Source organism: Salegentibacter sediminis, from assembly GCF_002078605.1.
Lineage (GTDB): Bacteria > Bacteroidota > Bacteroidia > Flavobacteriales > Flavobacteriaceae > Salegentibacter > Salegentibacter sediminis.
The window spans coordinates 140,954-165,975 of the sequence record NZ_MSJR01000002.1 but is presented as its reverse complement, the minus strand read 5'-3'; the positions used below and the strand labels follow the sequence as shown (position 1 = coordinate 165,975).

Here is a 25,022-nt window from a genome sequence, read left to right as displayed (position 1 = left end):
TATGTACCAAATAAAAAATGAATTTCTTAGCATAGCCGTAAATCCTGTAGGCGCTGAACTTTCCAGCATTAAAAACCTGGAAACCGGCATTGAACATCTCTGGCAGGGCAATCCAGAGATCTGGGCGAGCCAGGCACCGAATCTATTTCCTGTAATTGGAATTTTAAAAAACGGAGAATACAATTTTGAAGGCAAAACCTATAAAATGCCCAAGCACGGGTTTGTGCGTCACAACGAAAATATTCAGTTGAAAACAGAAACCGAAAACGAACTGGTTTTTGAATTATCATATTCAGAGGAGAGTCTGCAGCATTATCCGTTTAAATTTAATTTCGAAATCGCATTTAAACTAAAAGGAAAAAATCTGGAGGTGTCTCATAAGGTCTTTAATTTAGATACGAAAACTATGTATTTCTCCCTGGGCGGCCACCCGGCCTTTAATGCCCCGCTTTTCGAAAATGAGAATTACGAAGATTATTACCTGGAATTTGACCAAAAGCTGGATCTTAGAAGCTATTTACTCAATGAAGAAGGGCTGGTTAGCGAAAGAACTAAAGGCATTCTTGATAATGAAAATAAAATCTGGCTGAAAAAGGATCTTTTTGAGAATGATGCGCTTATTTTTAAAAATATAACATCAAAGAAAGTAGCTCTTAAAAGCAAAATATCGGGAACGGTTTTAAGCCTGGAATATCCGGATTTTAAAAATCTCGGAATATGGGCCAAACCCGGTGCACCCTATGTATGTATAGAACCCTGGCTGGGCATCGCAGATGTTGAAGGCACCGATCAAAATCTCAAAACCAAAGAAGGCATTGAACAACTGGAACCAGGAAAGTTTTTTGAGGCAGGGTATACAATTAATATTCTATAATATCCCGTATAAATCTCTTTCTAAATAAAAACCCCGCTTTCATAAGCGGGGTTTTTTTATCTGTTCTTGTCTGAATTAGGTTCTGTTCTTCTTCTTTGCGGCTTTGGCGGCACGCTTTTCCTTTAAACTCAAAACCGGCTCTTTTTTAGCCGAATTCTTCGAAGGTGATTTTTCTTTTGCCATCGTTTCTATCTTTAGGATTAACCTTATAAAGATAAGCAAAGAAGAGACACCAAATCCATTCGCCAGAAATAAAAACAAAACCCAGAAATCGTAAAAATTCCGGGCTTTTCTGTGAAATCTTATTCTAAATTATACGTGAAGTGGTCGGTTATCGGTAGCGGCAAGAGCAGCTTCCTTAACGGCTTCAGCATAGGTGGGATGTGCGTGGCTCATTCGCGAAATATCTTCGGCAGAAGCACGGAATTCCATTGCAGTAACCGCTTCAGCAATAAGATCGGCGGTGCGGGCGCCAATCATATGCACACCTAAAACCTCATCGGTCTTTTCATCGGCAAGGATTTTTACAAATCCATCTATATCTCCACTTGCTCTGGAACGTCCCAGGGCGCGCATAGGGAATTTACCTTCTTTATATTTAACCCCGTCTTCCTTAAGTTGTTCTTCAGTTTTTCCTACGGAAGCAACTTCAGGCCAGGTATATACTACCCCGGGAATCAGGTTATAATCGATATGTGGTTTTTGTCCGGCGATAGTTTCAGCAACAAAAGTTCCTTCTTCTTCGGCCTTATGGGCCAGCATCGCACCACGAACAACATCTCCAATAGCATAGATATTCTCTACATTGGTTTGCAGGTGTTCGTTTACCTCAATCATTCCCTTATCGGTTAGTTTTACTCCGGCGGCATCGGCATTTAAACCATTGGTAAAAGGTTTACGCCCTACAGATACCAGGCAATAATCTGCCTTTAGTTCGATTTCCTTATCCTTTTTATCATCGGCTTTGATGATTATCTCGTCGCCATTGCGCTCTACCGACTTCACTTTAGTTGAAGTGTGGAATTTCACACCTTGCTTCTTAAGCACCTTTTGAAGCTCTTTTGAAAGTGCAGCATCCATTGTAGGGATAATTCGGTCTAAGAATTCTACGACAGTAACCTCAGCTCCCAAACGACGGTACACCTGACCTAATTCCAGGCCAATTACTCCGCCGCCAATCACGACCATATGCTTAGGAATTTCTTTTAATTTTAAAGCTTCAGTAGAAGTTATTATTCGTTCTTTATCCAGCTCGATAAACGGAAGATTAGCAGGTTTGGAACCTGTAGCGATAATGGTTTTTGCAGCCTCGATGGTTTCGGTTTCCCCATCGTTTTTCTCAATATTGATATGGGTTTTATCCTTAAAAGAACCTACACCTTCAAAAACATCGATCTTGTTTTTATCCATCAGGTACTTCACTCCGTCGCAGGTTTGACTTACCACCGAAGATTTACGTTCCATCATTTTCTCAAGGTTTACTTTTACCTCGCCCGGAATATCTATCCCGTGTTCTTCAAAATGTTTTACAGCATCGTGGTAATGATGAGAAGAATCCAATAAAGCTTTACTTGGAATACAACCAACATTAAGGCAGGTTCCCCCTAAAGTTGAATATTTTTCTATGATTGCAGTTTTCATTCCCAGTTGTGCGCAGCGTATAGCGGCCACATATCCGCCGGGGCCAGAGCCTATAACTGCAACATCATATTTACTCATAATTTTATTTTTTGTGTTGATTTTTTAACAAAGTAAACACAAAAGTACAACTATTCGGGGCAATGACCAATGTACAGCCTATTCCTCACAAAACTTTAAGAATTAAAGCTTAATGGCTGTGGTATTCTTTACTTTCTCTATAGTAAAAGTACTCTGCGTGCTACCAATATGATCCAGGGTGGTGAGCTTAGTCACCATAAATTCCCTGTAGGCAGCCATATCTTTTACCAGAACTTTTAAAATATAATCATACTCCCCACTCACATGGAAACACTCCAGAACCTCCGGCAAGCTAGTAATTTCGGCTTCAAAACGGGTAAGATAATTCCGGGTATGCTGAATAAGTTTTATCTGGCAAAAAACAGTAAATGCTTTTTCCACCTTTTCCGGGTTTAATAAAGCTACGTATTTAGAAATTATCCCTTCCCTTTCTAAACGTTTAATACGCTCATATACCGCGGTAACTGAAAGATCAAGTTTCATAGAAAGTTGCTTGTTCGTCATTTTACTGTCCTGTTGCAGATACTCTAAGATCTGTTGGTCTTTATCGTCTAATTTCATTTTCGGAAAAATTTTCTATTCTAAAAACCAAACATACACAAATCAAGATTATTATTCTTTAATAAAGCATTATTATAGTTTATTTTACTGATTTTTAATCCTCCTATTGATTTTTATTCTGAAATAACTGTAATTTGATAAAATCTTAAATATAAAACCCATGAAATATAAACCAGCAGATAAAATTCAGGATTTACAATACTTTGGAGAATTTGGAGGGGTGAATCCTTCCATATCCGATTCTTCCACTTACACTTTTCTTTCAGCCAAGACTATGTTTGACACCTTTGAAGGAAATGCAGACGGTTGTTATCTATATTCAAGGCATTCTTCTCCTTCAAATCTTTACCTTGGTGAAGCCCTTGCAGCGATGGAAGGCACCGAAACCGCAAACGTTGCCGCCAGCGGAATGGGCGCTATCACCCCAGCCCTGCTTCAATTATGTAAAGCCGGAGACCATATTGTTTCCAGCCGCACCATATACGGAGGCACTTATGCGTTCCTGAAGAATTTCGCACCCCGACTCAACATCAACACTTCATTTGTTGATATTACTAATGTCGAAAAAGTTGAAGCGGCTATCACCGAAAACACTAAAGTTTTGTATTGCGAAGCCGTGAGCAACCCATTACTGGAAGTAGCCAACCTTCCGGAACTTGCAAAAATTGCCAAAAAACATGGGCTCACATTTGTTGTGGATAATACTTTTTCTCCACTTTCCATTAGTCCAAAAGAACTGGGTGCGGATATCGTGATCCATAGTTTGACGAAATTTATTAACGGAAGTAGTGATACCGTGGGCGGAGTTACCTGCGGAAGTCAGGAATTTATAGACTCTCTTAGAAGCGTAAATGACGGGGCCAATATGCTCTTAGGTCCTACCATGGACAGTATGAGAGCTGCTTCTATTTTAAAGAATCTCAGGACACTTCATATCCGTATAAAACAGCATAGCCACAATGCGATGTACCTGGCAAAAAAATTCCAGGCTGAAGGGCTGAGAACCGTTTATCCCGGACTTGAATCACACCCAGGCCATGAAACTTTCAAAGAGATGATGAATGAAGATTATGGTTTTGGGGGGTTACTTACTCTCGATGTGGGTAGTCTGGAAAAAGCCAATGAACTTATGGAATTGATGCAAAAGAAAAACCTGGGATATCTTGCCGTGAGCTTAGGCTTCTACAAAACACTATTTAGCGCACCCGGAAGTTCTACCTCTTCTGAAATCCCGGAGGAAGAGCAACAGGAAATGGGACTAAGTGACGGGCTTATCCGTTTCAGCATTGGCCTGGACAACGACATTGAAAGAACCTTCCAAATGATGAAGGAATGTATGGAGGAAGTTGGAGTTCTTAATAAATAGCAAGGCTTTAATTATTTCAGGATTTAAATCAACAAAGACCTCATCGCAGATTTGCAATGAGGTCTTTTATTTTTAGTTGACTATCTTTAATAAAATAAGTTATATTCTGAATTCTAATTTCACGCTTCATGAAGATCTTAAAATTTTTGCTCATCCTTCTTTTTTTCAGTTTCAGCCTTAACAGCCTTGCTCAAAACCAAAGTGAAATTCGGGCCTATTATGGTATTTCCTCCAACAGTTTTGGAAATAATCAAGACCTTATTGGCGCAGCCAGTTATGATCCTGAAACCGCCTATGAGCTTGGTATGAGGTACATCCTTAGAATGCAGAACGGGCTTGGTCTTGAAGGCGGGGTGGGTTTCTGGACCGGCGATATCGAAATAACTTCGGCCCCAATGCCTGAGCAAACTTCCAGAAGGGAACGACTCCAGATTACCTCTATCCCGGTTCTGCTAAATTACAGGTTCCTGGAATTTTTCTTTCTAAACGGCGGACCGGTTCTTGATTTTCAGAATTCCGACAATAGTTTCGATTCACAATCGGGTATCGGTATTAGCGCCGGAATAGGATTAAATCATTATATAAGAAACTTTGTAATGTTTGTGAACCCCAATTTCAGGTATTACGCTTTAATTCCTTTTGAAAAGGAAAATCATCACTCAAAGCTTTCAGGATTTGCCATTCAGTTCGGGATGGGATATCGTTTTTAATTTTAGCCCCCCCTAAAACTTGTCGGTTTTACTGTAAAATCGTAAAATTACGGACAGAAACGATAATTTTAATCCCCGCTTCCCCGAAGAATTATTCTCAGGGAGGTTTTACGATATAAAAGCCCTAAATGGAAAACGAATCTACCAGCCCACAGGATGAACAAATTGTAGAAAATAGAGAATTAAATATCTTGGAAGCCTTAATCCCCGTTATTGCGCTCGTAGCGATGCTTGCTTTTAATGTGTATGTATTCGGGGATGACGCGCTTAGCGGTTCCAATCAATTTATTCTTTTACTTGGCGGTGCGGTTGCAGCTATCGTGGGTTACTTCAATAATACGAAGTATGATAAAATGATAGATGAAGTGGCTTCAAACATTCAAAGCACGGCGGGAGCGATTCTTATTCTATTAATGGTTGGGGCCCTGGCAGGCACCTGGCTAATTTCTGGCATAATCCCCACCATGATCTATTATGGCTTACAAATTCTAAATCCCACAATTTTTCTTGCAGCCTGCGTAGTGATCTGTGCGGTAATATCGGTAGCAACAGGGAGTAGCTGGACTACCTCGGCCACTGTGGGTATTGCCCTAATTGGTATTGCTGAGGCATTAGGAATCTCAGTAGGTATGACAGCCGGGGCCATCCTTTCAGGAGCTTATTTTGGAGATAAACTTTCCCCTTTAAGCGACACCACAAACCTTGCACCGGCTATGGCTGGTACCGATCTTTTTACCCATATTCGGTATATGACCCTTACTACGGTTCCCACCATTCTTATAACGATTGCTGTTTTTGTAATTATTGGCTTAAACCTGGAACCTACAGGAATAACCGACACCTCCGCTATTCTTGCATCTATAAAAAATTCATTTACAATTTCGCCCTGGCTTTTTGTGGTACCTCTGGTAGTAATTCTTTTGATCGTTAAAAAGATATCTCCACTTATTGCTCTTTTATTGGGAACCCTTCTGGGAGCAGCAGCCGCATTAATTTTCCAGCCCGGGATAGTAGCTCAAATCGCTGGAGCAGATGATCTTACTTTTGTAAGCGGTTACAAAGGGGTAATGCAGGCCATTACCGTAGATACTGCCGTAGAAACCGATAATGAAAACCTTAATGACCTGTTCTCTGCAGGGGGAATGGCCGGGATGCTTGGTACCATCTGGCTTATTATTTGCGCCATGGTCTTTGGCGGAATTATGGATGCTATTGGTGCACTTGCCCGAATAAGTAAAGCTTTACTGAATTTATTTCACACCACCTTCGGGCTTTTTGCAAGTACGGTATTTAGCTGTCTAGCCCTTAACGCTACCGCTTCAGATCAATATCTGGCCATCGTGGTGCCCGGCAAAATGTTTGCGAAAGCATACAGGGATAAAGGCCTTGCTCCCGAAAACCTTAGTCGTGCCCTGGAAGATTCGGGTACGGTAACTTCAGTATTAGTACCCTGGAATACCTGCGGCGCTTATCATAGCGGAGTGCTGGGTGTGCCGGTAGCCTCCTATTTTGGTTATGCAATCTTTAATTATTTGAGTCCGTTTATGACATTGATCTTTGCCGCCTTCGGTATAAAGATCAAACAACTTAGCGAAAAAGCATCTTAATTAAATAGAACTTTTCTATTTAGAAATAATTTTAGCATAAGCAAAATTTATAATCAGATAAACAATAAAAATTTGAATCTGTATGAACTTTGAAGTCATTCTGTAAATTTGCACGCAGAAATAAAAACCAATAAATCAAATTTTAAAAATTAGAACAATATGTCATTAGTAGGAAAAAAATTTCCAAACCTTAGCGTAGATGCAATGAATGAAATGGGAGACACTTTCAAGATCAATGTTCTTGAAGAAGCTCAGAAAAACAATAAAAAAGTATTGCTTTTCTGGTACCCAAAAGATTTCACCTTTGTTTGCCCCACCGAACTACATGCATTTCAACAGGCTTTAGAAGAATTTGAAAAGAGAAATGTTATGGTAATTGGTGCTTCTTGTGATACTCCTGAAGTACACTTCGCCTGGTTAAATACTCCAAAAGACAATGGTGGTATTGAAGGCGTAACTTACCCAATTCTTGCCGATACAAACCGTAACCTAAGCTCACGTCTTGGTATCTTGGATATCACCGGAGAGTCTTATGATGAGGAAACCGGAGATCTTACTTTAGAAGGAGACAACGTAACTTACCGTGCTACATACCTTATCGACGAGGAAGGAAAGATCTTCCACGAAGGTGTAAACGATATGCCACTTGGTAGAAATGTTGCTGAATTCCTAAGATTGATCGATGCCTATACTCACGTACAGGAAAAAGGTGAGGTTTGCCCGGCTAACTGGGAGGAAGGGAAAGAAGCGATGAACGCTAACCGCGATGGAGTTGCCTCTTACCTAAGCTTAAACTAAAAAAACTCAAACACTGTTATGGTAAAAGAATTAGATCAGGATAACCTGGGCGAGATTGTTGAGAATAACGATACTGTTGTTGTTCAATATATGGCCGGATGGTGTGGTAACTGCCGCTTGATGAAGCCTAAGTTCAAGAAACTGGCTTCAGAAAATGAGAACGCCACGTTCTTAATGGTAGATGCCGAAAAATTTCCGGAGTCAAGAAAACTGGCTAAGGTGGATAACCTGCCAACTTTCGCGACTTTTAAAAACGGAAGTTTTAAAAACCAGGTTCAGACCAATAAATTCGAGCCCCTAAAAGACTTAGTAAATGAAGTTACCAATAATTAGGCACCTACAACGCAATAACGAGCTGGAAAAGCTTGAAAATGCCATAGAGGTCCTGGAAAACTACACCGAGCACCGCTCTGTTAAAGATGATGAGATGGACGTGATTGGGGAATTGGTTTCCAACCTTTGTGGAGCTGTAGAAGTGCAGAAAATGATTGATGACGGCGCTGATGAAAAAGATGCCGCCAACGGATTTATGAAGAAGGTAATTGGGTCTATAGACCAATAAACATTCTTCAAAAACCCTTAAGAACAGGCCGCTTTCCAAAGAAGCGGCCTGTTTGTTTTTATGATAATTTTAGTAAAAGCCTGTCACATAAATCCTAAATTTATCCTCCTTAACCAATAAAATATGATATGTCTCAGATAACTTTAAAAGGAGAGCCTGTTAGTACCTATGGAAGTCTTCCAGAAAAAGGGGAAAAAGCCCCGCATTTTCAATTAGTAAAAAACGATTTATCAACTGCAACCCTTGAGGATTTTAAGGGTAAAAGAGTAATTATGAATATTTTCCCCAGTATAGATACAGGGGTTTGTGCTACTTCAGTGAGGAATTTCAACCAGAAAGCTACTGAACTTGACAATACCGTGGTGCTATGCATTTCGAGGGATCTGCCTTTTGCTCAAAAAAGATTTGTAAATGATGAGGGCTTGAAAAATGTGGTAAATCTTTCAGATTTCAGAGAGCGGAATTTTGGAAAAGATTACGGCTTGGAAATGATTGACGGCCCTATGGAAGGATTGCTTTCGCGGGTTGTTATTGTTTTAGATGAAAACGGAAAAGTAATCCACAGCCAGCAGGTACCGGAAATCGCCGAAGAGCCAGACTACCTGGCGGCACTTAAAAACCTGTTATAATGCGGGATTCTTTCCTCGGAAAACGCATACGAGGTGGTGGATATGCCATAAAAGGAGCCTGGCTGTTGCTGCGGCATGAACCCAGTATTCAGGTTCAGTTTGGGATAGCCATCATTATAACGATCACAGGAATCTATTTTGACATCACTAAAACCGAATGGCTGTTCCAGTTTACAGCCATCGGGCTGGTGATGGCTGCTGAGGGGCTAAACTCTGCTATTGAAGCCCTGGCAGATTTTGTCCATCCTGATTTTCACAGCAAAATTGGCCATATCAAGGATGTGGCAGCCGGCGGAGTCTTCTTTGCAGCCCTTATCGCCGTAATCATCGGTGGATTTATCTATATCCCCTACCTCTTTTAAATCAGGAAAAAGGCAGAGAGAGCACCGGAACAGCAGCCCTGGAGGCCATCATTCGGGTTTTGCTGCGATGGATAAGAGACTCCCAGAAACTGTATTTATGTGGGATCATTACCAGGATATCTGCAGGTAATTTTTTAATCTCCTTTTCGATCTCCCCAATTATTTCTTCCGATTCTATTTCCATGTAATTGTAGTTAAGCTCTGCAAGGGCATTTTCCAATAACTCCTTCGACACCCTCTTTCTATTATCTGCTTTTACATGTAACACCTCTACTCCGGCCTCAAAAACCCTGGCCAATTCCTTTATTTTTTCTGAAATAAGTTGTTCATCCTCCCTGAATCTATCAATGGCAAAGAGGATCTTATGTATACCCGAAAAACTGCTTTTTGCCGGAACAGCTAAAACCGGATAGCTCAGTTTCATAATTGCCTCGGTAGTGGTATTTCCAAAGAGATCCTGAGCGATAGATTGGGCCCCCATTCCCATTACGATAAGATCGGCCTCATACTTTTTGTAGATTTTTTCCAGGGCCCTGCTCACATCCATAAGTAGTCCCGACTCATACCCTACCTCCAAATCAAATTTTTCCCCTATTTCCTGAGCCTTCCTATCCAACTGTTCAATATTTTCCTGTTCCAGATGCTTTAAAGTCTCGGCTGGCATTATTGAGTTGGCCACATGAATAGGAATGCTGAAAGAATTAAACAAAACCAAACGTGCCCCTGAATTTTTAGCAAATTCGGCGGCATAATTAAGGGCGTTCTCAGATTCATGAGAAAAATCCAATGCGACAATAATAGTTCTCATACCGGTATTTTTTAGAAAGAAAAAGAAGAAAATTCGTCTCTTAAAGTTAAGGGTTTATGGGTTGTTAAAGGTGAAAACAGGAAAAGAAATAGTTGACCGGTGTCATATTTCCTCAATTTTTGAGTTATTGATCTACCGAAAATGTTAATTTTAAATACAAAATAGCTTTTGCTTACATTAGATGATCTAATTTGTATTTTTGCCCAAAATCTCTCAAAGCTTATATGGCCAGAAAAAAAACTAAAAACAAAAAAACCACCACCAGGAAAAACAATAAGGTCTCGCTCAAATTAAACAGGCAGCAGAAAGTGGTTTTAGGGAGTTTTTTAATGTTATTTGGCATTGCCCTAATCATAGCTTTCACCTCATTCTTATTCAACTGGCACGCGGACCAAAGCACCCTCTCTGAATTTGGAAACAGAGAAATAGAAGCCAGAAACTGGCTAAGTAAATTTGGGGCTTTGGTGAGTGATTTTTTCATATACAAAGGATTTGGCCTGGCTGCGTTCGTATTTGCGGGCTTAATAGGCATAAGTGGGATCTCCCTGTTTTTTAATCTGAAGTCCCTGCGACTTGGGATCTATTGGTTCTGGGGAATTCTGGTGATGATTTGGATTTCGGTATTTTTTGGTTTTTTTGCTGAAAGCAATGCGCTTTTAGGCGGAAGGGTTGGTTTTGAAACCAACGATTTCCTTCAGGATTACCTTGGTTTTTTCGGCACAGCACTGCTAATGCTGTTCTTGCTTATCGCGTATTTAAGTTTAAGACTCAGGATCACTCCTGAAATGGTAGGCGGGTTTATAAGTCGAAAACATAAGAACTTTCAAAATGAATTTAATTCAGATAAGCCTGCAGCCTCCGAAACCGATGAGGAGTTAAGCTGGAAAGAAGAAACCATAAAAAAACCAGAACCAAAAACTTCTGAAGTAAATCTGGACCCGACTCCTTCAGAAGAGAAGAATAAAGAAAACAAAGTTTCAGAAGAGAAAAAACCTGTAGCTCACGATGAAGTGGCTATGGAAGTGGAAACACCGCCAGAGGAAGAAGTGGAAGAGGATAAGCAAAGCAGAAAACTGGTGGAAGATTTCGGGGAATTTGACCCCACCCTGGAACTTAGCAACTACACCTTCCCTACCCTGGAATTATTAAAAGATTACGGAGGCACTATTACCGTAGACCAGGAAGAACTCGAGGAAAACAAGAACCGGATTGTTGATACCCTTAAAAATTACAAAATAGAGATCGCGCAAATAAAAGCGACGGTGGGGCCCACGGTTACTCTTTACGAGATCGTACCCGAGGCTGGTATCAGGATCTCCAAGATCAAAAACTTGGAAGATGATATTGCGCTTTCACTTTCGGCGCTGGGAATAAGAATTATTGCCCCCATCCCGGGGAAAGGAACCATCGGGATCGAGGTTCCGAATAAAAATGCCTCTATAGTTTCCATGCGCTCGGTGATCGCCTCCTCAAAATTCAGGAATGCCGAGATGGAACTTCCTATGGCCCTCGGAAAAACTATTTCCAATGAAACCTTTGTAGTAGACCTGGCAAAAATGCCTCACCTGCTTATGGCCGGGGCCACAGGGCAGGGAAAATCAGTGGGCTTGAATGCGATTCTTACCTCCCTCCTTTATTCCAAACATCCTGCAGAAGTGAAGTTCGTACTGGTAGACCCGAAAAAGGTTGAACTCACCCTTTTCAATAAGATAGAGCGTCATTACCTGGCAAAATTACCCGACACTGAAGATGCTATTATAACCGATAATACCAAGGTAATAAATACCCTTAATTCCATGTGTATCGAGATGGACAACAGGTACGAACTGCTAAAGGATGCCATGGTACGTAACATCAAGGAATATAATATTAAATTCAAAGCCCGCAAGCTCAACCCTGAAAACGGGCATAAATTCCTGCCTTATATCGTATTGGTGGTAGACGAATTTGCCGACCTGATAATGACCGCCGGAAAAGAAGTGGAAGCACCTATTGCCAGGCTGGCGCAGTTAGCCCGGGCTATCGGAATCCATTTAATAATTGCAACCCAACGGCCCTCGGTAAATGTAATTACGGGAATTATAAAAGCCAACTTCCCTGCGAGGATTGCCTTTAGGGTTACTTCTAAAATAGATTCCAGGACCATTTTGGACGGCCAGGGCGCCGATCAGTTAATTGGCCGGGGAGATATGCTTTTCACCCAGGGTAACGAATTAAAAAGGTTACAATGTGCTTTTGTAGACACTCCCGAAGTGGATAAGATTACAGAATTTATTGGCTCTCAAAAAGCCTATCCCGATGCCCATCAACTTCCGGCATACGAAGGGGAAGATAGTGGCACAGGAGTTGATATAGATGTGAGCGAGAGAGATAAACTCTTTCGGGAAGCCGCAGAAGTGATTGTCACAGCACAACAAGGCTCGGCTTCATTATTGCAACGTAAATTAAAACTTGGCTACAACCGTGCCGGCCGGATTATAGATCAGCTGGAAGCCGCAGGAATAGTTGGCCCGTTTGAAGGCAGTAAAGCCCGCCAGGTTTTGATTACAGATCTCGTTGCATTAGATCAATTATTAAATGAAGAACCAAACACCTAAAAAAGTAATGAAAAAATTAGTATTTATTATTGCAGCCCTGGTTAGCATTAATCTTAGTGCCCAGAATTCACAAAAAGCCGAAAAGCTTTTAAATGAGGTTTCCTCAAAAGTGAAAGCTTACGATAATATGGTAATAGACTTTAAATATTCTTTAGAAAACACCGCAGAGAATGTAAACCAGGAAACTCGTGGGGATGTGAGCATTAAAGGAGAGAAATATCTTCTTAATCTTATGGGTACCACCCAGATGTTCGATGGAGAAAAAATCTATACCATAATTCCGGAAGACGAAGAGATAAACATCTCTACCTATGTAGAAGAGAACGAGAATAACATTACTCCTTCAAAGATGTTCAGTTTCTATGAAGAAGGGTATAATTACGAATGGGATATCGCCAAAAACGTAAAAGGGAGACAAATTCAGTATATCAAGCTTACTCCAAAAGACAGCAATGCCGAAGTAAAAAATATCCTGCTGGGAATAGACAGCCAGACTAAACACATCTACAACCTCATTCAAACTCAGGATAACGATACCAAAATAACCATTACGGTAAAAAGTTTTAAAACCAATCAGCCGCTTTCACAAAACCTGTTTACCTTTGACGAAGCTCGCTACGATTCTTACTATATAAACAGACTCGACTAAATTGAAAATATTAGACAGGTACATATTAATCAGCTACCTCAAAACATTTTTTACAGTTTTTATCATCCTTATGTTCATCTTCGTGCTCCAAACCATTTGGTTGTACATAGGTGAACTCGCTGGTAAAGACCTTGACGCTGAGGTGATTTTTAAATTCCTGCTCTATTTTTCTCCCAAACTGGTGCCCCTGGTTTTACCGCTTACCATCCTGCTTACCTCTATTATGACCTTTGGGAATTTCGCCGAAAACTATGAGTTTGCGGCTATGAAATCTTCCGGCATTTCCCTGCAGAGAGCCATGCGTAGCCTCACTTTCTTTATCCTTTTGGTGAGTCTAACAGCCTTTTTCTTTGCTAACAACGTTATTCCAGCCGCCGAATTTAAATCTATAAACCTTCGCAAAAACATTGCTCAGCTTAAACCCGCGATGGCTATAACCGAAGGGGTTTTTAATGAAGTGGGGACCATTAATATTAAAGTCGATAAAAAAAGCGGGCCTAACGATCAATACCTCGACGATGTAATCATCCATCAAAAAACTGCAAGAAGCGGGAATTTTACCGTGATCAAAGCTGTAGAAGGAGAACTTGTAGGGAGTACAGACTCTGATGTTTTATCTCTAATCCTAAAGGATGGGAACTATTACGATGAGATACAACCTTCAGATCTTTCCAAACGAAGGAATAAGCCCTTTGCCAAGAGTCACTTTAAGGAATACACCATTAACCTGGACCTGTCAGACATTAACAATGTAGATCTGGAAGACGAGTCTTATAGCAACACCCAGGGCATGCTCAAGATTTCAGAATTAAACCAAAGTATAGATTCTTTTTCTACCAGCTATAATACCAATATTAAGGAATTCTCCAGGAATATGTTTAACCGTACAGGCCTGCGAAATATAAACACCAATCTTGAGCCGGCAGATACTGTAAAAGTGATAGAAAATTCTATCCTGGAAAATTATGATAATAATGAGGCAATACAAATCGTAAACCTGGCTTTAGGAAATGTAAACGGTTCTATGTCTCATCTTATCCTGAAGAAAAATGAATTCAGAACGGCTACAAAACAACTCAACAAGTTTGAAATCGCGCTGCACGAAAAATATGTACTGGCTGTTGCCTGTATCGTGCTGTTTTTTGTGGGTGCTCCTCTTGGTGCCATAATTCGTAAGGGAGGTATGGGTTTACCTATGGTAGTTGCCATCCTTATTTTTCTTACCTATCATTTTATCGGGATCTTTGCCAAAAACAGTGCAGAGGATGGGAGTGTGAGTCCATTTCTGGCGAGTTGGCTCTCCACCCTTATCATGTTACCTCTTGGAATTTACCTCACCTACAGGGCTACCACCGACCAGGGACTTTTTGCCTTCGATAATTTAATCGACCCCTTTAAGAAAGGCCTTAAAAAAGCCGGCCTATTGCGCCGGAAAACCGAAATAGAATAAATATCTTTGCAGCCAAATACCGCAAAAATGCCGCAGAAAACTTCAACCCAGCACAATATTAAATTGCATGATATCAAAGACGCCATTGATGATATTCGCGCAGGAAAAGTCATTATCGTTGTAGACGATATAGATCGTGAAAATGAAGGTGATTTTGTGGCAGCCGCCGAAATGGTGACCCCAGAAATGATCAATTTTATGGCTACTCATGGACGCGGGCTAATTTGTGCCCCAATAACCGAAGAACGCTGCCGCGATCTCAAGCTGGAAATGATGGTTGGTAAAAACACCGACCCTCTTGAAACCGCTTTTACCATCTCGGTAGACCTTAAAGGACAGGGAGTAACTACAGGGATTTCAGCTGCAGACAGGGCTAAAACCGTAAAATCCCTGATCGACCCGGCAACCAAAGCTACCGACCTAAATCGGCCAGGGCATATTTTTCCACTTAAAGCCCGGGAAGGCGGGGTTTTAAGAAGAACAGGACACACTGAAGCCGCAATAGATTTTGCTCGCCTTGCAGGTTTTGAACCTGCCGGTGTGATCGTAGAGATCATGAATGAAGATGGTACCATGGCCAGGCTACCACAGCTTATGGAAGTTGCCCGGCGATTCGATCTTAAGGTGGTCTCCATTGAAGACCTAATAGCCTACAGGATGCAGCACGATTCTCTTATCGAGAAGAAGGAGGATTTTGATCTGGAAACCCGCTTTGGGAAATTCAGGCTAAGAGCTTACCTGCAAACCACCAATAATCAAGTGCACATCGCTCTAACAAAAGGGAGCTGGAAGTCTAATGAAGAAGTTTTGGTGCGTGTTAATTCTACCCTTATCAACAACGATATCCTGGGAACTCTCACTAATGATGCCGATAAAAAGCTGGACAGTATGTTCCAGGCTATTAACGAAGAAGGGCGTGGGGCCATTGTCTTTATCAATCCAGCCAGCCAGTCCCTAAACCTTTTAAACAGGCTTTCTGAACTGAAAGATCTTCAGAAACAAGGCGAGACAAAAGCTCCCCCAATTCATATGGACAATAAGGATTTTGGAATAGGCGCGCAGATCCTTCACGACCTGGAAATTCATAAGTTCAAGCTGCTTTCAAATTCGCAGCAAACCAAACGAGTGGGAATGATTGGGTATGGATTGGAAATCACCAGGTATGTAAATTACTAATCCATTTCAATTATCACATCTTCCAGGGGCCTGCGCACTTTTTTGAAACTGGAAAACATATCATCTTCGGCACGGTACCCAACAGGAAGTACCAGCACCGACCTAAGGTTACGGTCTTCAAGTTTTAAGAGTTTATCGTATTCATCGGGCTGAAAACCTTCCATAGGACAGGCATCAATTTCTTCGATCGCACAAACTGTAAGTAAATTCCCCAGGCTTAAATAAGCCTGGTTGATGGCCCATTGGGTGATTTCGGTAGAAGCTTTCGCTTCAAAATCCCCGATTAAAAATTCTTTGAAAGGCGCAAGGATTTCCTCCGGAGTTTCACGAACATGCTTTACCCGTTTAAAGTAATTTTCAATAAACTCCTTCCCTACCTTCTTTTCGATGCAAATAACAAGCACATGAGAAGCCGTGCCCACCTGTTTCTGGTTAAATGAAAAATTCTGGAGCTTTTCCTGAAGCTTTTTATTTTTAACTATCACCAACTTTAATGGCTGCAAACCATAGGAAGTAGCTGTAAGATTAAATGCCTTTTTAAGGATCTCGATCTTTTCGCTGGTTAATTCTTTTTCAGCATCAAATTTTTTGGTAGCATAACGCCATTCCAATGCCTTTATATTGCCCATATTGCTGTGCTTTTATTTGGCACAAAGGTAAACAATGTTACCAGCCCGGTAAACGTTAAGGAATAAAATAAAACTATAGGTATAATAATATGACCTATCTTTATGAATGTATTATAGCCGGAGAAAATGAAACAAATTAAAAAGGTAATTCTCGCCACAGTACTTTCCTTAATTATTGCCATTTTGATCGCTCTGGGTCTAAAAGCATACATTGAAAGAGATACCCAGCACCTTATTTTTGAGGATATTTCGCTGGTTCCACCTTCAGAAACGGTTATTGTGCTTGGTGCCAGTGTACATTCTGACGGGAAACTATCCCCTATCCTAAAAGACCGCGTAGATACCGCCCTTGAACTATATAGGAATAAAAAGGTAAAACGTTTCCTGGTCACCGGGGATCACACTACCGACGATTACAATGAAGTTAACGCAATGGGAAATTACCTGATGAAAAGGGGAATTCCCGAAAGTAAGATCCTCCTCGATCACGCCGGCCTGGATACTTATGATAGCATGTACCGCTCGAATGCTGTTCTGGGAGTAGAAGACGCCATTGTAGTGACACAAAAGTTCCATTTGCCCCGAACTATTTTTATCGCAAAAGGCTTAAAGCTTCCTTATACCGGGTTTGCCGCCCGAAGCCATTCCTACAAAACCACCAATAAAATAGAACGCCGAGAGCTCCTGGCCAATTTTAAGGCACTCTATGAAGTGCTATTGAAAAAAGAGCCTACTACCCTGGAAGACAGGCTTTAAGTTTATAATATTTTCTTAAAGGTTTTTTCGTATCTTTAGTTATACTAACCATAAAACCAAACTAAAATGTTTCAATGGCTAATCCACATTATCATTGATGCCCTGGTATTACTGGCTGCAGCAAATATGATGTCTAAAGTAGAGCTAAAAGGCTTTAAAACGGCAATTTTGGTTGCCCTCATTATTGGAGTGCTTAGCTTCCTGCTCAGCTGGTTACTCACCGGTATTCTGAATGTGGCAACCCTTGGCATATTTTATTTTCTGGGACTCGGCTTTGTAACCCGGGTAATCGCCTATGCCATTATTATCGAGATCGCCGATAAATTCAGTAAAGATTTTAAAACCGTTGGTTTCCTACCATCGCTCTGGCTAGCCATTCTTTTGGCTATAGTTGGAGGGATAGTAGACGCCATCTTATTTTAGGCTAATTCACACTTTTCTTCTGATGCTTCGGAAACAAGTGTTTCCGGAGCATCTTTTTTTCCCCTAATATCCGTATAAACAAATTTGATACAGAATTAACAATCAGAGGCAAATGATACCCTATATTTGCCGGTTTGATGTAGCATAGGAAATAAAATATGGAAACTCTTAACGGCCAGAAAAATATAAAACTAATCGTTACCGATATGGATGGAACCCTGCTGAATGACCGGCACGAAATCCATCCCGATTTCTGGGAAATCGAAAAAAGGCTTTCTGAAAAAGGTATCATGTTCTCGGTTGCAAGCGGCCGGCAATTCTATAATCTCGAAGCTAACTTCGAACCGATTAAAAACAGGATGATGTTCTTTGCTGAAAACGGCACCTTTGTTTCCCATAAAGGGAAAGAGCTCTACGTTAATCCTCTCAATCATGAAGACGCCATTGGTTTTATTAAAATGGGCCGCAAACTGGAAGACACCAAATTAGTGCTCTGTGGAAAGGAATCGGCATATGTAGAAACCAGGGATAAGGACTTTATCGCTCATATTTCCCAATTTTACCAGCGTCTAAAACCGGTTGAAGATCTTACCAAAGTTAATGACGTTATTCTAAAGGTGACCCTGTGCAATGATAAAGGGGTCGAGGAACATACCTACCCGCATTTTGTAAATTATACCGATAGGTTCAAGGTTGCTATTGCAGCAAAGGTTTTTATCGATATTACCGCATTAGACGCCAACAAGGGAAATGCGATAAAAGACGTACAACGGGAATTGAATATTTTGCCTGAGGAAACCCTGGTATTCGGCGATTACCTGAATGACCTGGAAATGATGAAAAATGCAAAATACAGCTACGCCATGAAAAATGCTCATCCCGAGATCAAGCAGGCAAGTAATTTTGTAACCCGGTACAGTAATAATGAAAACGGCGTTTTAAAGACAATAGAAGAACTAGGACTGCTCCACAATTAAAACCCAGGCCTATTTCACAATAATATTAAGTTTATCAAGGCCTGTATTGCCTGTTTTTGGATCGTAGGCATAGACCTCAATTTCATAATCGCCTTCTCCCAGTTGTACAGTTTCAGAGAAAGTACTCGCTTTACCTGTAGGCTTTAGATCGACCTCCTTCTGTTCTTTCCCATCCGAAGAAATAAGCGCCTTAATCTCATAACCCGAGGCATCCCAGGTACCCGCTTCGGTTACGGGGCATCCACACATCATTACAATATTAGCTTTTATCTCTATGTTGCTTTCTGAACTTATAGTTTCATGAGTTTGAGGCGATAAAATATCTACCACAAAACCGGGGATTTCTAAAATAATGCCATCTCCAGTAATGTCCTTTCCCGGGATAATCCATAATTGGGTTGAAGACACCGCTTTAGCCTGTTTTTTACTCATGGGTCCATGGGCTTCTATACTTACAAAAGTGGGCTTCTCCAGCTCCAAACTGGCCTGGTAGCCGGCAGTCTTTTCAGTGGTGATTCTTTTATAGCGCTGCACTGGTGAGATCAGGATGGTCCCGGTATCACCCGTTATCCCTGTAGTAAGCCCTTCATCGAGTATTCTTCCGGTTTCTACATCCCTAATGATGATTTTGGCACCACCCATGGAAGTCCCAATAAATTTGGCATCATTAGCACCAGCCCTTACCATAATTTTAGTTTCCTGGGCAAATAGATTTCCCGCGGAAAAGAATAATACCAGGATAGTTAATACCAGATTGAATGTACTTTTCATAATTTAGATATTTAGTTCACTAATTTATAAAATCCCATTTTGATTCGGCATTCTATTATTGCATAACTTGATTTTCAGGATTTACCAGGTTTTTAAAATTAAGAGAATCGGCTTTATAAGCCTGAATATAGTTCTTTAAGGAATCCAGTTCCTCTTTATTTATAAAATTGGCCAAAGGATTTTCAGCAAGTTTTAGCCAGGGAGCAGGTTCATTGAAATTATAAGTTCCGAAAACAATAAACGGGGTACCATTTTTAAGCAATTGATTCCCTTTTAACTGCCACATATCAGCCCAGTAATAAATATACTTCGCATCCTCCATAAAAAGCCTCACACAGGAATGACTGGCTGGAAATCCCGGTAAGGTATACTGATGAATGCCAATTCCTTCAAAATTCATGAAATTAAAATAATACGGCATAATCCAGGAGGAGTTCACGGTACTTACCTTCCTTTTAGCTTTGAAATTTGCATAGTGAAGCCCGTTGGGAGTGGGCGTAGATTGTTTCCCGGAACTTACCGGGCCCCAGCGGCACAATTGCCCGTATTCATAAACTCCAAAGGCCTGCACCCGCTGATTTACCAGGAGGGTCTTTGGCAGCGAATCCAACAAATCCAGGTGTTCAGGAAAGGGGCTATAATCGAAAAAATTCTCTGAAATACTATCTGGCCTAATAAGTTCTAAGCCCGATTTTAAGCGGTGAGGATCTATACGGTTAAGGCTATAAATAATTTCCTTTTGTACCTGCGAATAATCCTTAAGAAGTTGTTCCAGCTGTGACCAGTTTTTAATAGAATCCCGGCGGTATTTAAGTTTGAAAGTATGGGATATGCTGTCTCTGGAAGCTTTAAAAAAAGTATCCTGCACAAAAGGGCTCTGCTGGGGCAATGCCCTCCCTGAGCCTTCCATTTCTCTACCACATCCCTGGAGAACCAGGATAAAAAAGCTTATCAAAAACAGGTTAATATGGTGAATATATTTGCTCAATAGTAAGGGCTGAAATTTGGGTATATTCCTTATCTAATATAAATTTTGAGCCTGATATCCTTAGCCAAGAAAGCGTTAAAAAAGAAAGCGCGGGGAGAATCCTTTCTATTATTCCTGTCATGGACTGATCTTCGTCAGTTTATTTACATCTTCTTAAAAAAAATTATTCTTAATTCTTTTGGTTTTATACCTTTACCAGCCTTCAGATTTCACCTGCAGGACATAAATTTCTGGCTGGATGACCCATACATTTCCCCTTGAAATTCTTATCGCAGAAGACGATCAGCTTATTACCGAGTTGCAGAAAAGACAATTAGTTAAACTGGTGGATTCCCCCTTAAAATGCTTTTGGAACGGAAAAACCTTAATGAATCATCTTCACAATGTAATCGAAGAGCGGAAAGCAGTTCTAATCTTTTTAGATATTAATATGCCTGTAATGGATGGCTGGGAAGTTTTAGACCAGATCAATGAGTTATATGCTCATAAGAATATTTTTGTGGTTATGCTCACCTCTTCACTATTTCCGGCAGATAAGAAAAAAGCGCTTTCTTACCCCCAAGTGATTAGCTTTAACAATAAATTTCTCGAACACGAAGATTACAAAGAACTTTTAAACATAAAAGTACTTAACCCCTTTTTTAATTCTGAAGTCTTCGCAGAATAAATCCAGGACCTAATTCGAAACTGACTTTTCGATAAATGACCCCTTTCTGTAGATGAACTGCAATATAGGCCTGAGATTTACCATTCATTTAACGTGGGGCCCTAAGCTCTGATTTTCCAAAGTGTCTACATTTGAAAATAGAACATCGGTTTTCTATTTACTATCAAATTAATACACCGACTGATAAGCTTTAAAATTTAAATTTTGGATTATCTCTTAATATTCATAGCCGTCCTTGCTTCTTTTATTGGGGGAGCCGCCTTATACCTTCTGGTAAAGTTTAGTAAGGAACATAACCGGGACGACACCTGATCCCTATCTTTCTTCTTTGTCTCATTAAAAATCAGTTTCTCCGCTATTTCTACATTCCAAGATTCCTTCCAAAGTCGGGACAAATAAGTGGTAGTATCACCCAGGTATGTATCAGAAAGAGGATAAAAAACAAAACCCCCATCACGATGGCGTGAATGATATAAGTACTGTCCCCGGTGGGTTTAATCCTGGGCCATAGCAAGCCGAAGGCTCCTACTACGAAAAGTAAGAAGGGTAAGCCTGAAAAGAGGATCAAAAAACTAAGGCTAAAATCAGCCTCCAACACCCCATAAAAAAGAATTCCAAGAAGCACCGCGAGAATAATCAATATCCAGTAGACAACTTCAGTAGTCTTATTTTTCACCTTTACCATGATCCATACATTTTAAGATAAGTCCTTTAAAATTAAGAAATAAGATCTTATTCAAAATGATTAAAATCATCTAAGCCAGAATGGAAAGTTCTACTCCCTACGGGTAAACTATAAATTCTATAGCCCACTATCTTAAATTATACCTTAATCCAAAAAGCATATTCCCTTTAGGCATAGGCACCAGGTTGGTTTCGGTATATTCCGTATTGAAGATATTATTGGCCGCTACATATATTTCCAAATCATCCAGGCTCAAGCGAATGTTGAAATCCACAAGGCTGTAAGATTCTCCCAGGCTACGCTCAGCATAGGAATAGATAACACTGTGGCTCAGGTTTTTGATGAATTGTGAAGTGTATGTTGCCGTGAAATGATGCCTGAGAGAATTAATAGAGTACTGGGAAAAATCCAGATCGAGATCTTTTATATTATCCTTAAGGTAGGTATACCCCAGGTCAAGGTGTTGCCGGTGATTATTGATATTATAGCCATAAGAAAGATTAGCCTCTACCCCTTTTGAATTTACGTCCCGTACATTTTTTGCCTGCCAGAGATCATCTAGATTTTCTTTCACGTAATCTATTAGATTGCGCGCATCGCGGTTGAACAATGCCACAGAAAACTGCAATTGGGAAGCCAAATACTTCAGGCCAAATTCTTCTGAAACAGCTTCTTCGGGTTCAAGATCTTCATTCCCAATGGTATTGGGAGACTCGTAATAAAGATCGGTGTAGGTAGGTATTCGGTAAGTATAGCCGATATTCCCATAGGCTCTCCATTTGTCGGCCAACTGGTAACCTACATCTACCCCGGGAAAGGCGTGAAATTTAAAATCTGAAAAATAATTAACGGCCAGGCCGGGAGTTACATCGAGGCGGTCGTTTAGCAATTTGAACTGATGTTCCAGAAACAGAGTCGTCATAAAACGTTCCCTGTCTCCCAGGTTGTTACTGGAAAGAAAAACCTTTGCCATATCAACCCCAAATCCGGTTACCCCAAGATTTGAAGTGTATGAAGCATTTACTTCAGCGCCCACTTTATTACTGATGTGCAGGTTCCTGTAAACAGAGGGATCCTGCCTCAAATAAATATATTCATCTTCATTTCTTCGCCAGTACACCCTCGGTTTCAGGCTGAGATTTCCTTTCTCGATAATGCTGGAGAAGCCTAAAAGGCTGGCCTGGGTTTCTTCATATTGGTCTACGGCTTCAGGGGAAGCATAAAACCCGTTAGCTCCAAATTTCCGGTCGGCGAAAGCGGCGATCATCTCGATAGGTAAGCTTTCAGAATCAAAATTACTTTTTATAAAATACTGCTGATTATCATAATCGGTATTGTAGCGATATCCATCTGAAAGCTGCCGCGTATAATTTATGATATGCGAAGATTTCTCCAGCTTACTGCTAACAGTCACCGAAGCATTTTTTTGCTCATAAGAACCCGCTTCCAGCCCTATCGATACTTCATTGCGGAAAGCATCTTTGGTAACAATATTAACGGCACCGGTAAATGCATTTTGGCCATAGACCCGGGCGGCAGGGCCTTTAATGATCTCTATGCGTTCAATAACTTCCATCGGCAAAGCGAGGTTAAGCGTATGATGTCCCGTTTGCGCATCTTCTACTTTAATCCCGTCAATTAGCAGTAAAGTCTGGTCAAAGCTTCCCCCACGTATGTAAAGGTCGGCCTGGGCCCCACCGGTACCTCTACGCCGAATATCCACTCCGGTTACCTGCTGCAGCAAATCAGCAAGGTTATTTGCCCCGGAATTTTTTATTTCTTCTGAAGAAATGAGCTTAATAGTTCGGGAATTTCTGGAAAAAGGAAGATCGATGCGACCTGCAGTGAGCATCACTTCTTCAAGTTGTTCTGGTTGTTCCGGGTTATCCTGTGCCCGGCTAAAGCCGAATGTCATACATACGACTGCAAAAAAAAGTAGATTTCTTTTCATTCCTGGTTGATTTATCAAATCATGAAGGGCTTAAACCCCGGCTATCCTCAAAAAGTTTTCAAATTCAAGCCGGCGAAGGTAAAAATTATTTCTTCGTAAGCTGAACTTTTATTTTTTTGATTTAGAGACAGGAAAAAAAATTTATTTCAAATTCTACTTTCCTTCCGGCTTCTATAAGCCGATTTAAGCAAACCTGATTCCGCTAACTTTAATTAGGAAAGCTTCTTTCTTTTCTGGCGTTTCTTTCTTCTTCCCTTCAGCCAGATCAGAAATCCGGTTATGGAAAGAAAAGGCCCGGAGAGCCCGATTAGGCTATAGAGAATTTTAACAGTCAGCCCTCCAAATTCAGCATAATGCAAAGGCATTACCGTGCTGGCGAGTTGATTGGAAAAAGAGGATCCCGTCACCTTTTTTACTGAAGTGACCTGCCCGGTCTGGTAATCCAGGCGGATGTAATTATAGAATTCACTGAAATAAAAAGCATCCCCAGCAAATTTTCCGAAGACGGTGATATCAGCATTTTTATTTAGAGGAAGCCGTATATAAGTTGGGGTGAATTGAGGAAAATCTGTTTTCAATTCGGCCATACTTTCATTCAGCGAGATCTCCAATTTCGGACCCGATGGTGCCGGTAATGGATTAAGGCCGGCTTTAGCAACCGTATAGGCAAGTATAATTCCCGTCACCACCAAAACCAGGTTCAGGAATAAAGCCCAGACCCCTACATACCGGTGCAGCGAAGAATAGAAACTCCGTTTATTGTGAGGCCTAAGCCTGATCCTAAAAGCAAAGACTTTAAAAATAGATTTGCGGTAAAGGATTATCCCACTAAGCAGGGAAAGGAAAAATACGATTCCAGCCAGCAGGATAATTATCCGCCCTACAGCCCCCGAATGCAGGGAATAATGTAGCTTTAAAAGCCAGGATGTAAAATGCGTGTTGGCATCTACTTCTCTCAAAATCTTTCCCGAGGTGGGGTGAACAAAAAGATAGGCTCGTTGCTGCTGATGCCGTAAATCAAAGACCAGGACTTTTCCCGGTTCAAATTGCTTCAATCGAGTATCCCAACCGGGATATACCGCCTGGACTTCCTCTATAGCCCTGTCTAATTGCAATTCCCCTGAATAATCCTGCTCATATTGTGTCCTAAAAAACCAGAAATCCAATTCCTTATGAAATACCAGGATACTACCCGACACCCCCATAATTAATAGAAAAAGTCCGGCAATAAGCCCAAACCAGGAGTGATATTTTAGTAATTTCCGGTTATTCATTTAGAAAAATAATACTGCAGCCATCCAGGGATG

At 40.8% G+C, this 25,022-nt stretch carries 26 protein-coding genes; 17 read left to right on the top strand and 9 right to left on the bottom strand.

Annotation, left to right across the window (positions count from 1 at the left end):
- Position 1: 1 nt before the first annotated feature.
- Positions 2-874, top strand: coding sequence for an aldose 1-epimerase family protein (locus BUW93_RS05070; protein WP_081210227.1), 873 nt, complete (start codon positions 2-4; stop codon positions 872-874).
- Positions 875-1,186: 312 nt separating this feature from the next.
- Here BUW93_RS05070 and lpdA read toward each other — a convergent pair whose 3' ends face one another.
- Both lpdA and BUW93_RS05060 read right to left on the bottom strand, forming a co-directional pair.
- Positions 1,187-2,593 carry a dihydrolipoyl dehydrogenase gene (gene lpdA, locus BUW93_RS05065; protein WP_081209809.1) on the bottom strand — a complete coding sequence of 469 codons (1,407 nt, stop codon included), beginning with the start codon at positions 2,591-2,593 and terminating at the stop codon, positions 1,187-1,189.
- Between the two features lie 102 nt (positions 2,594-2,695).
- Entirely contained in the window at positions 2,696-3,154 is a 459-nt protein-coding gene (locus BUW93_RS05060; RefSeq protein WP_081209807.1) for an Lrp/AsnC family transcriptional regulator, read from the bottom strand.
- 160 nt (positions 3,155-3,314) lie between these two features.
- On the opposite strand from BUW93_RS05060, the gene BUW93_RS05055 reads away from it, so the two are divergent.
- The 8 genes from BUW93_RS05055 (at position 3,315) to BUW93_RS05020 (ending at position 9,188) form a co-directional block, all read left to right on the top strand.
- Positions 3,315-4,520, top strand: a complete 1,206-nt coding sequence (locus tag BUW93_RS05055; protein WP_081209805.1) for an aminotransferase class I/II-fold pyridoxal phosphate-dependent enzyme — start codon at positions 3,315-3,317, stop codon at positions 4,518-4,520.
- Positions 4,521-4,648: 128 nt separating this feature from the next.
- The gene (locus BUW93_RS05050; protein ID WP_081209803.1) at positions 4,649-5,230 is read left to right on the top strand and encodes an outer membrane beta-barrel protein; all 582 of its coding nucleotides are present in this window, start codon (positions 4,649-4,651) and stop codon (positions 5,228-5,230) included.
- A 128-nt stretch (positions 5,231-5,358) separates the two neighbouring features.
- The gene (nhaC, locus tag BUW93_RS05045) at positions 5,359-6,837 is read left to right on the top strand and encodes a Na+/H+ antiporter NhaC (protein ID WP_081209801.1); all 1,479 of its coding nucleotides are present in this window, start codon (positions 5,359-5,361) and stop codon (positions 6,835-6,837) included.
- Positions 6,838-6,996: 159 nt separating this feature from the next.
- The gene (locus BUW93_RS05040) at positions 6,997-7,635 is read left to right on the top strand and encodes a peroxiredoxin (RefSeq protein ID WP_081209799.1); all 639 of its coding nucleotides are present in this window, start codon (positions 6,997-6,999) and stop codon (positions 7,633-7,635) included.
- 18 nt (positions 7,636-7,653) lie between these two features.
- Positions 7,654-7,968, top strand: coding sequence for a thioredoxin family protein (locus BUW93_RS05035; RefSeq protein ID WP_081209797.1), 315 nt, complete (start codon positions 7,654-7,656; stop codon positions 7,966-7,968).
- Positions 7,949-8,197, top strand: a complete 249-nt coding sequence (locus BUW93_RS05030) for a DUF6952 family protein (protein WP_081209795.1) — start codon at positions 7,949-7,951, stop codon at positions 8,195-8,197. The genes BUW93_RS05035 and BUW93_RS05030 overlap by 20 nt, the downstream gene beginning before the upstream one ends.
- A gap of 128 nt (positions 8,198-8,325) precedes the next feature.
- The gene (tpx, locus tag BUW93_RS05025; RefSeq protein ID WP_081209793.1) at positions 8,326-8,826 is read left to right on the top strand and encodes a thiol peroxidase; all 501 of its coding nucleotides are present in this window, start codon (positions 8,326-8,328) and stop codon (positions 8,824-8,826) included.
- Positions 8,826-9,188, top strand: coding sequence for a diacylglycerol kinase (locus tag BUW93_RS05020; RefSeq protein WP_081209791.1), 363 nt, complete (start codon positions 8,826-8,828; stop codon positions 9,186-9,188). The genes tpx and BUW93_RS05020 overlap by 1 nt, the downstream gene beginning before the upstream one ends.
- Before the next feature lies 1 nt (position 9,189).
- Here BUW93_RS05020 and BUW93_RS05015 read toward each other — a convergent pair whose 3' ends face one another.
- Positions 9,190-9,996 carry a universal stress protein gene (locus BUW93_RS05015; RefSeq protein WP_081209789.1) on the bottom strand — a complete coding sequence of 269 codons (807 nt, stop codon included), beginning with the start codon at positions 9,994-9,996 and terminating at the stop codon, positions 9,190-9,192.
- Between the two features lie 224 nt (positions 9,997-10,220).
- Between BUW93_RS05015 and BUW93_RS05010 the strand changes: the two genes are divergently transcribed.
- From BUW93_RS05010 to ribB, 4 genes are read left to right on the top strand one after another with little or no spacing between them, the layout of a single operon-like run.
- Positions 10,221-12,593 (top strand): DNA translocase FtsK, encoded by a 2,373-nt coding sequence (locus BUW93_RS05010; RefSeq protein ID WP_081209787.1) that lies wholly within the window; start codon positions 10,221-10,223, stop codon positions 12,591-12,593.
- Positions 12,594-12,600: 7 nt separating this feature from the next.
- Entirely contained in the window at positions 12,601-13,242 is a 642-nt protein-coding gene (locus BUW93_RS05005) for a LolA family protein (protein ID WP_081210226.1), read from the top strand.
- Position 13,243: 1 nt separating this feature from the next.
- The gene (locus tag BUW93_RS05000; protein WP_081209785.1) at positions 13,244-14,692 is read left to right on the top strand and encodes an LptF/LptG family permease; all 1,449 of its coding nucleotides are present in this window, start codon (positions 13,244-13,246) and stop codon (positions 14,690-14,692) included.
- Between the two features lie 27 nt (positions 14,693-14,719).
- Positions 14,720-15,868 carry a 3,4-dihydroxy-2-butanone-4-phosphate synthase gene (gene ribB, locus BUW93_RS04995; protein ID WP_081209783.1) on the top strand — a complete coding sequence of 383 codons (1,149 nt, stop codon included), beginning with the start codon at positions 14,720-14,722 and terminating at the stop codon, positions 15,866-15,868.
- Here ribB and BUW93_RS04990 read toward each other — a convergent pair.
- Positions 15,865-16,497: an NAD(P)H-dependent oxidoreductase gene (locus tag BUW93_RS04990; protein ID WP_081209781.1), complete on the bottom strand. Its 633-nt coding sequence runs from the start codon at positions 16,495-16,497 to the stop codon at positions 15,865-15,867. The genes ribB and BUW93_RS04990 overlap by 4 nt on opposite strands.
- A 126-nt stretch (positions 16,498-16,623) precedes the next feature.
- Here BUW93_RS04990 and BUW93_RS04985 point away from each other — a divergent pair, with 126 nt between their 5' ends.
- From BUW93_RS04985 to BUW93_RS04975, 3 genes are all read left to right on the top strand, one after another.
- Positions 16,624-17,253, top strand: a complete 630-nt coding sequence (locus BUW93_RS04985; RefSeq protein WP_081209779.1) for a SanA/YdcF family protein — start codon at positions 16,624-16,626, stop codon at positions 17,251-17,253.
- Positions 17,254-17,319: 66 nt separating this feature from the next.
- On the top strand, positions 17,320-17,676 hold the full coding sequence (locus tag BUW93_RS04980; protein ID WP_081209777.1) for a phage holin family protein: 357 nt from the start codon (positions 17,320-17,322) through the stop codon (positions 17,674-17,676).
- 158 nt (positions 17,677-17,834) lie between these two features.
- Positions 17,835-18,653, top strand: coding sequence for an HAD family hydrolase (locus tag BUW93_RS04975; RefSeq protein WP_110688266.1), 819 nt, complete (start codon positions 17,835-17,837; stop codon positions 18,651-18,653).
- 9 nt (positions 18,654-18,662) lie between these two features.
- On the opposite strand, the gene BUW93_RS04970 is transcribed toward BUW93_RS04975, so the two are convergent.
- Together BUW93_RS04970 and BUW93_RS04965 are read right to left on the bottom strand one after the other, a co-directional pair.
- Entirely contained in the window at positions 18,663-19,424 is a 762-nt protein-coding gene (locus tag BUW93_RS04970; RefSeq protein WP_081209775.1) for a hypothetical protein, read from the bottom strand.
- 55 nt (positions 19,425-19,479) lie between these two features.
- Positions 19,480-20,412, bottom strand: a complete 933-nt coding sequence (locus tag BUW93_RS04965) for a L,D-transpeptidase (protein WP_157893285.1) — start codon at positions 20,410-20,412, stop codon at positions 19,480-19,482.
- 238 nt (positions 20,413-20,650) lie between these two features.
- On the opposite strand from BUW93_RS04965, the gene BUW93_RS04960 reads away from it, so the two are divergent.
- Positions 20,651-21,079, top strand: a complete 429-nt coding sequence (locus tag BUW93_RS04960; RefSeq protein ID WP_081209771.1) for a response regulator — start codon at positions 20,651-20,653, stop codon at positions 21,077-21,079.
- 361 nt (positions 21,080-21,440) lie between these two features.
- On the opposite strand, the gene BUW93_RS04955 is transcribed toward BUW93_RS04960, so the two are convergent.
- From BUW93_RS04955 to BUW93_RS04945, 3 genes are all read right to left on the bottom strand, one after another.
- On the bottom strand, positions 21,441-21,764 hold the full coding sequence (locus tag BUW93_RS04955; RefSeq protein ID WP_081209769.1) for a hypothetical protein: 324 nt from the start codon (positions 21,762-21,764) through the stop codon (positions 21,441-21,443).
- Positions 21,765-21,891: 127 nt separating this feature from the next.
- The gene (locus BUW93_RS04950) at positions 21,892-23,715 is read right to left on the bottom strand and encodes a TonB-dependent receptor plug domain-containing protein (protein WP_081209767.1); all 1,824 of its coding nucleotides are present in this window, start codon (positions 23,713-23,715) and stop codon (positions 21,892-21,894) included.
- Positions 23,716-23,927: 212 nt separating this feature from the next.
- On the bottom strand, positions 23,928-24,989 hold the full coding sequence (locus BUW93_RS04945; RefSeq protein ID WP_081209765.1) for a PepSY-associated TM helix domain-containing protein: 1,062 nt from the start codon (positions 24,987-24,989) through the stop codon (positions 23,928-23,930).
- Between the last annotated feature and the right edge of the window lie 33 nt (positions 24,990-25,022).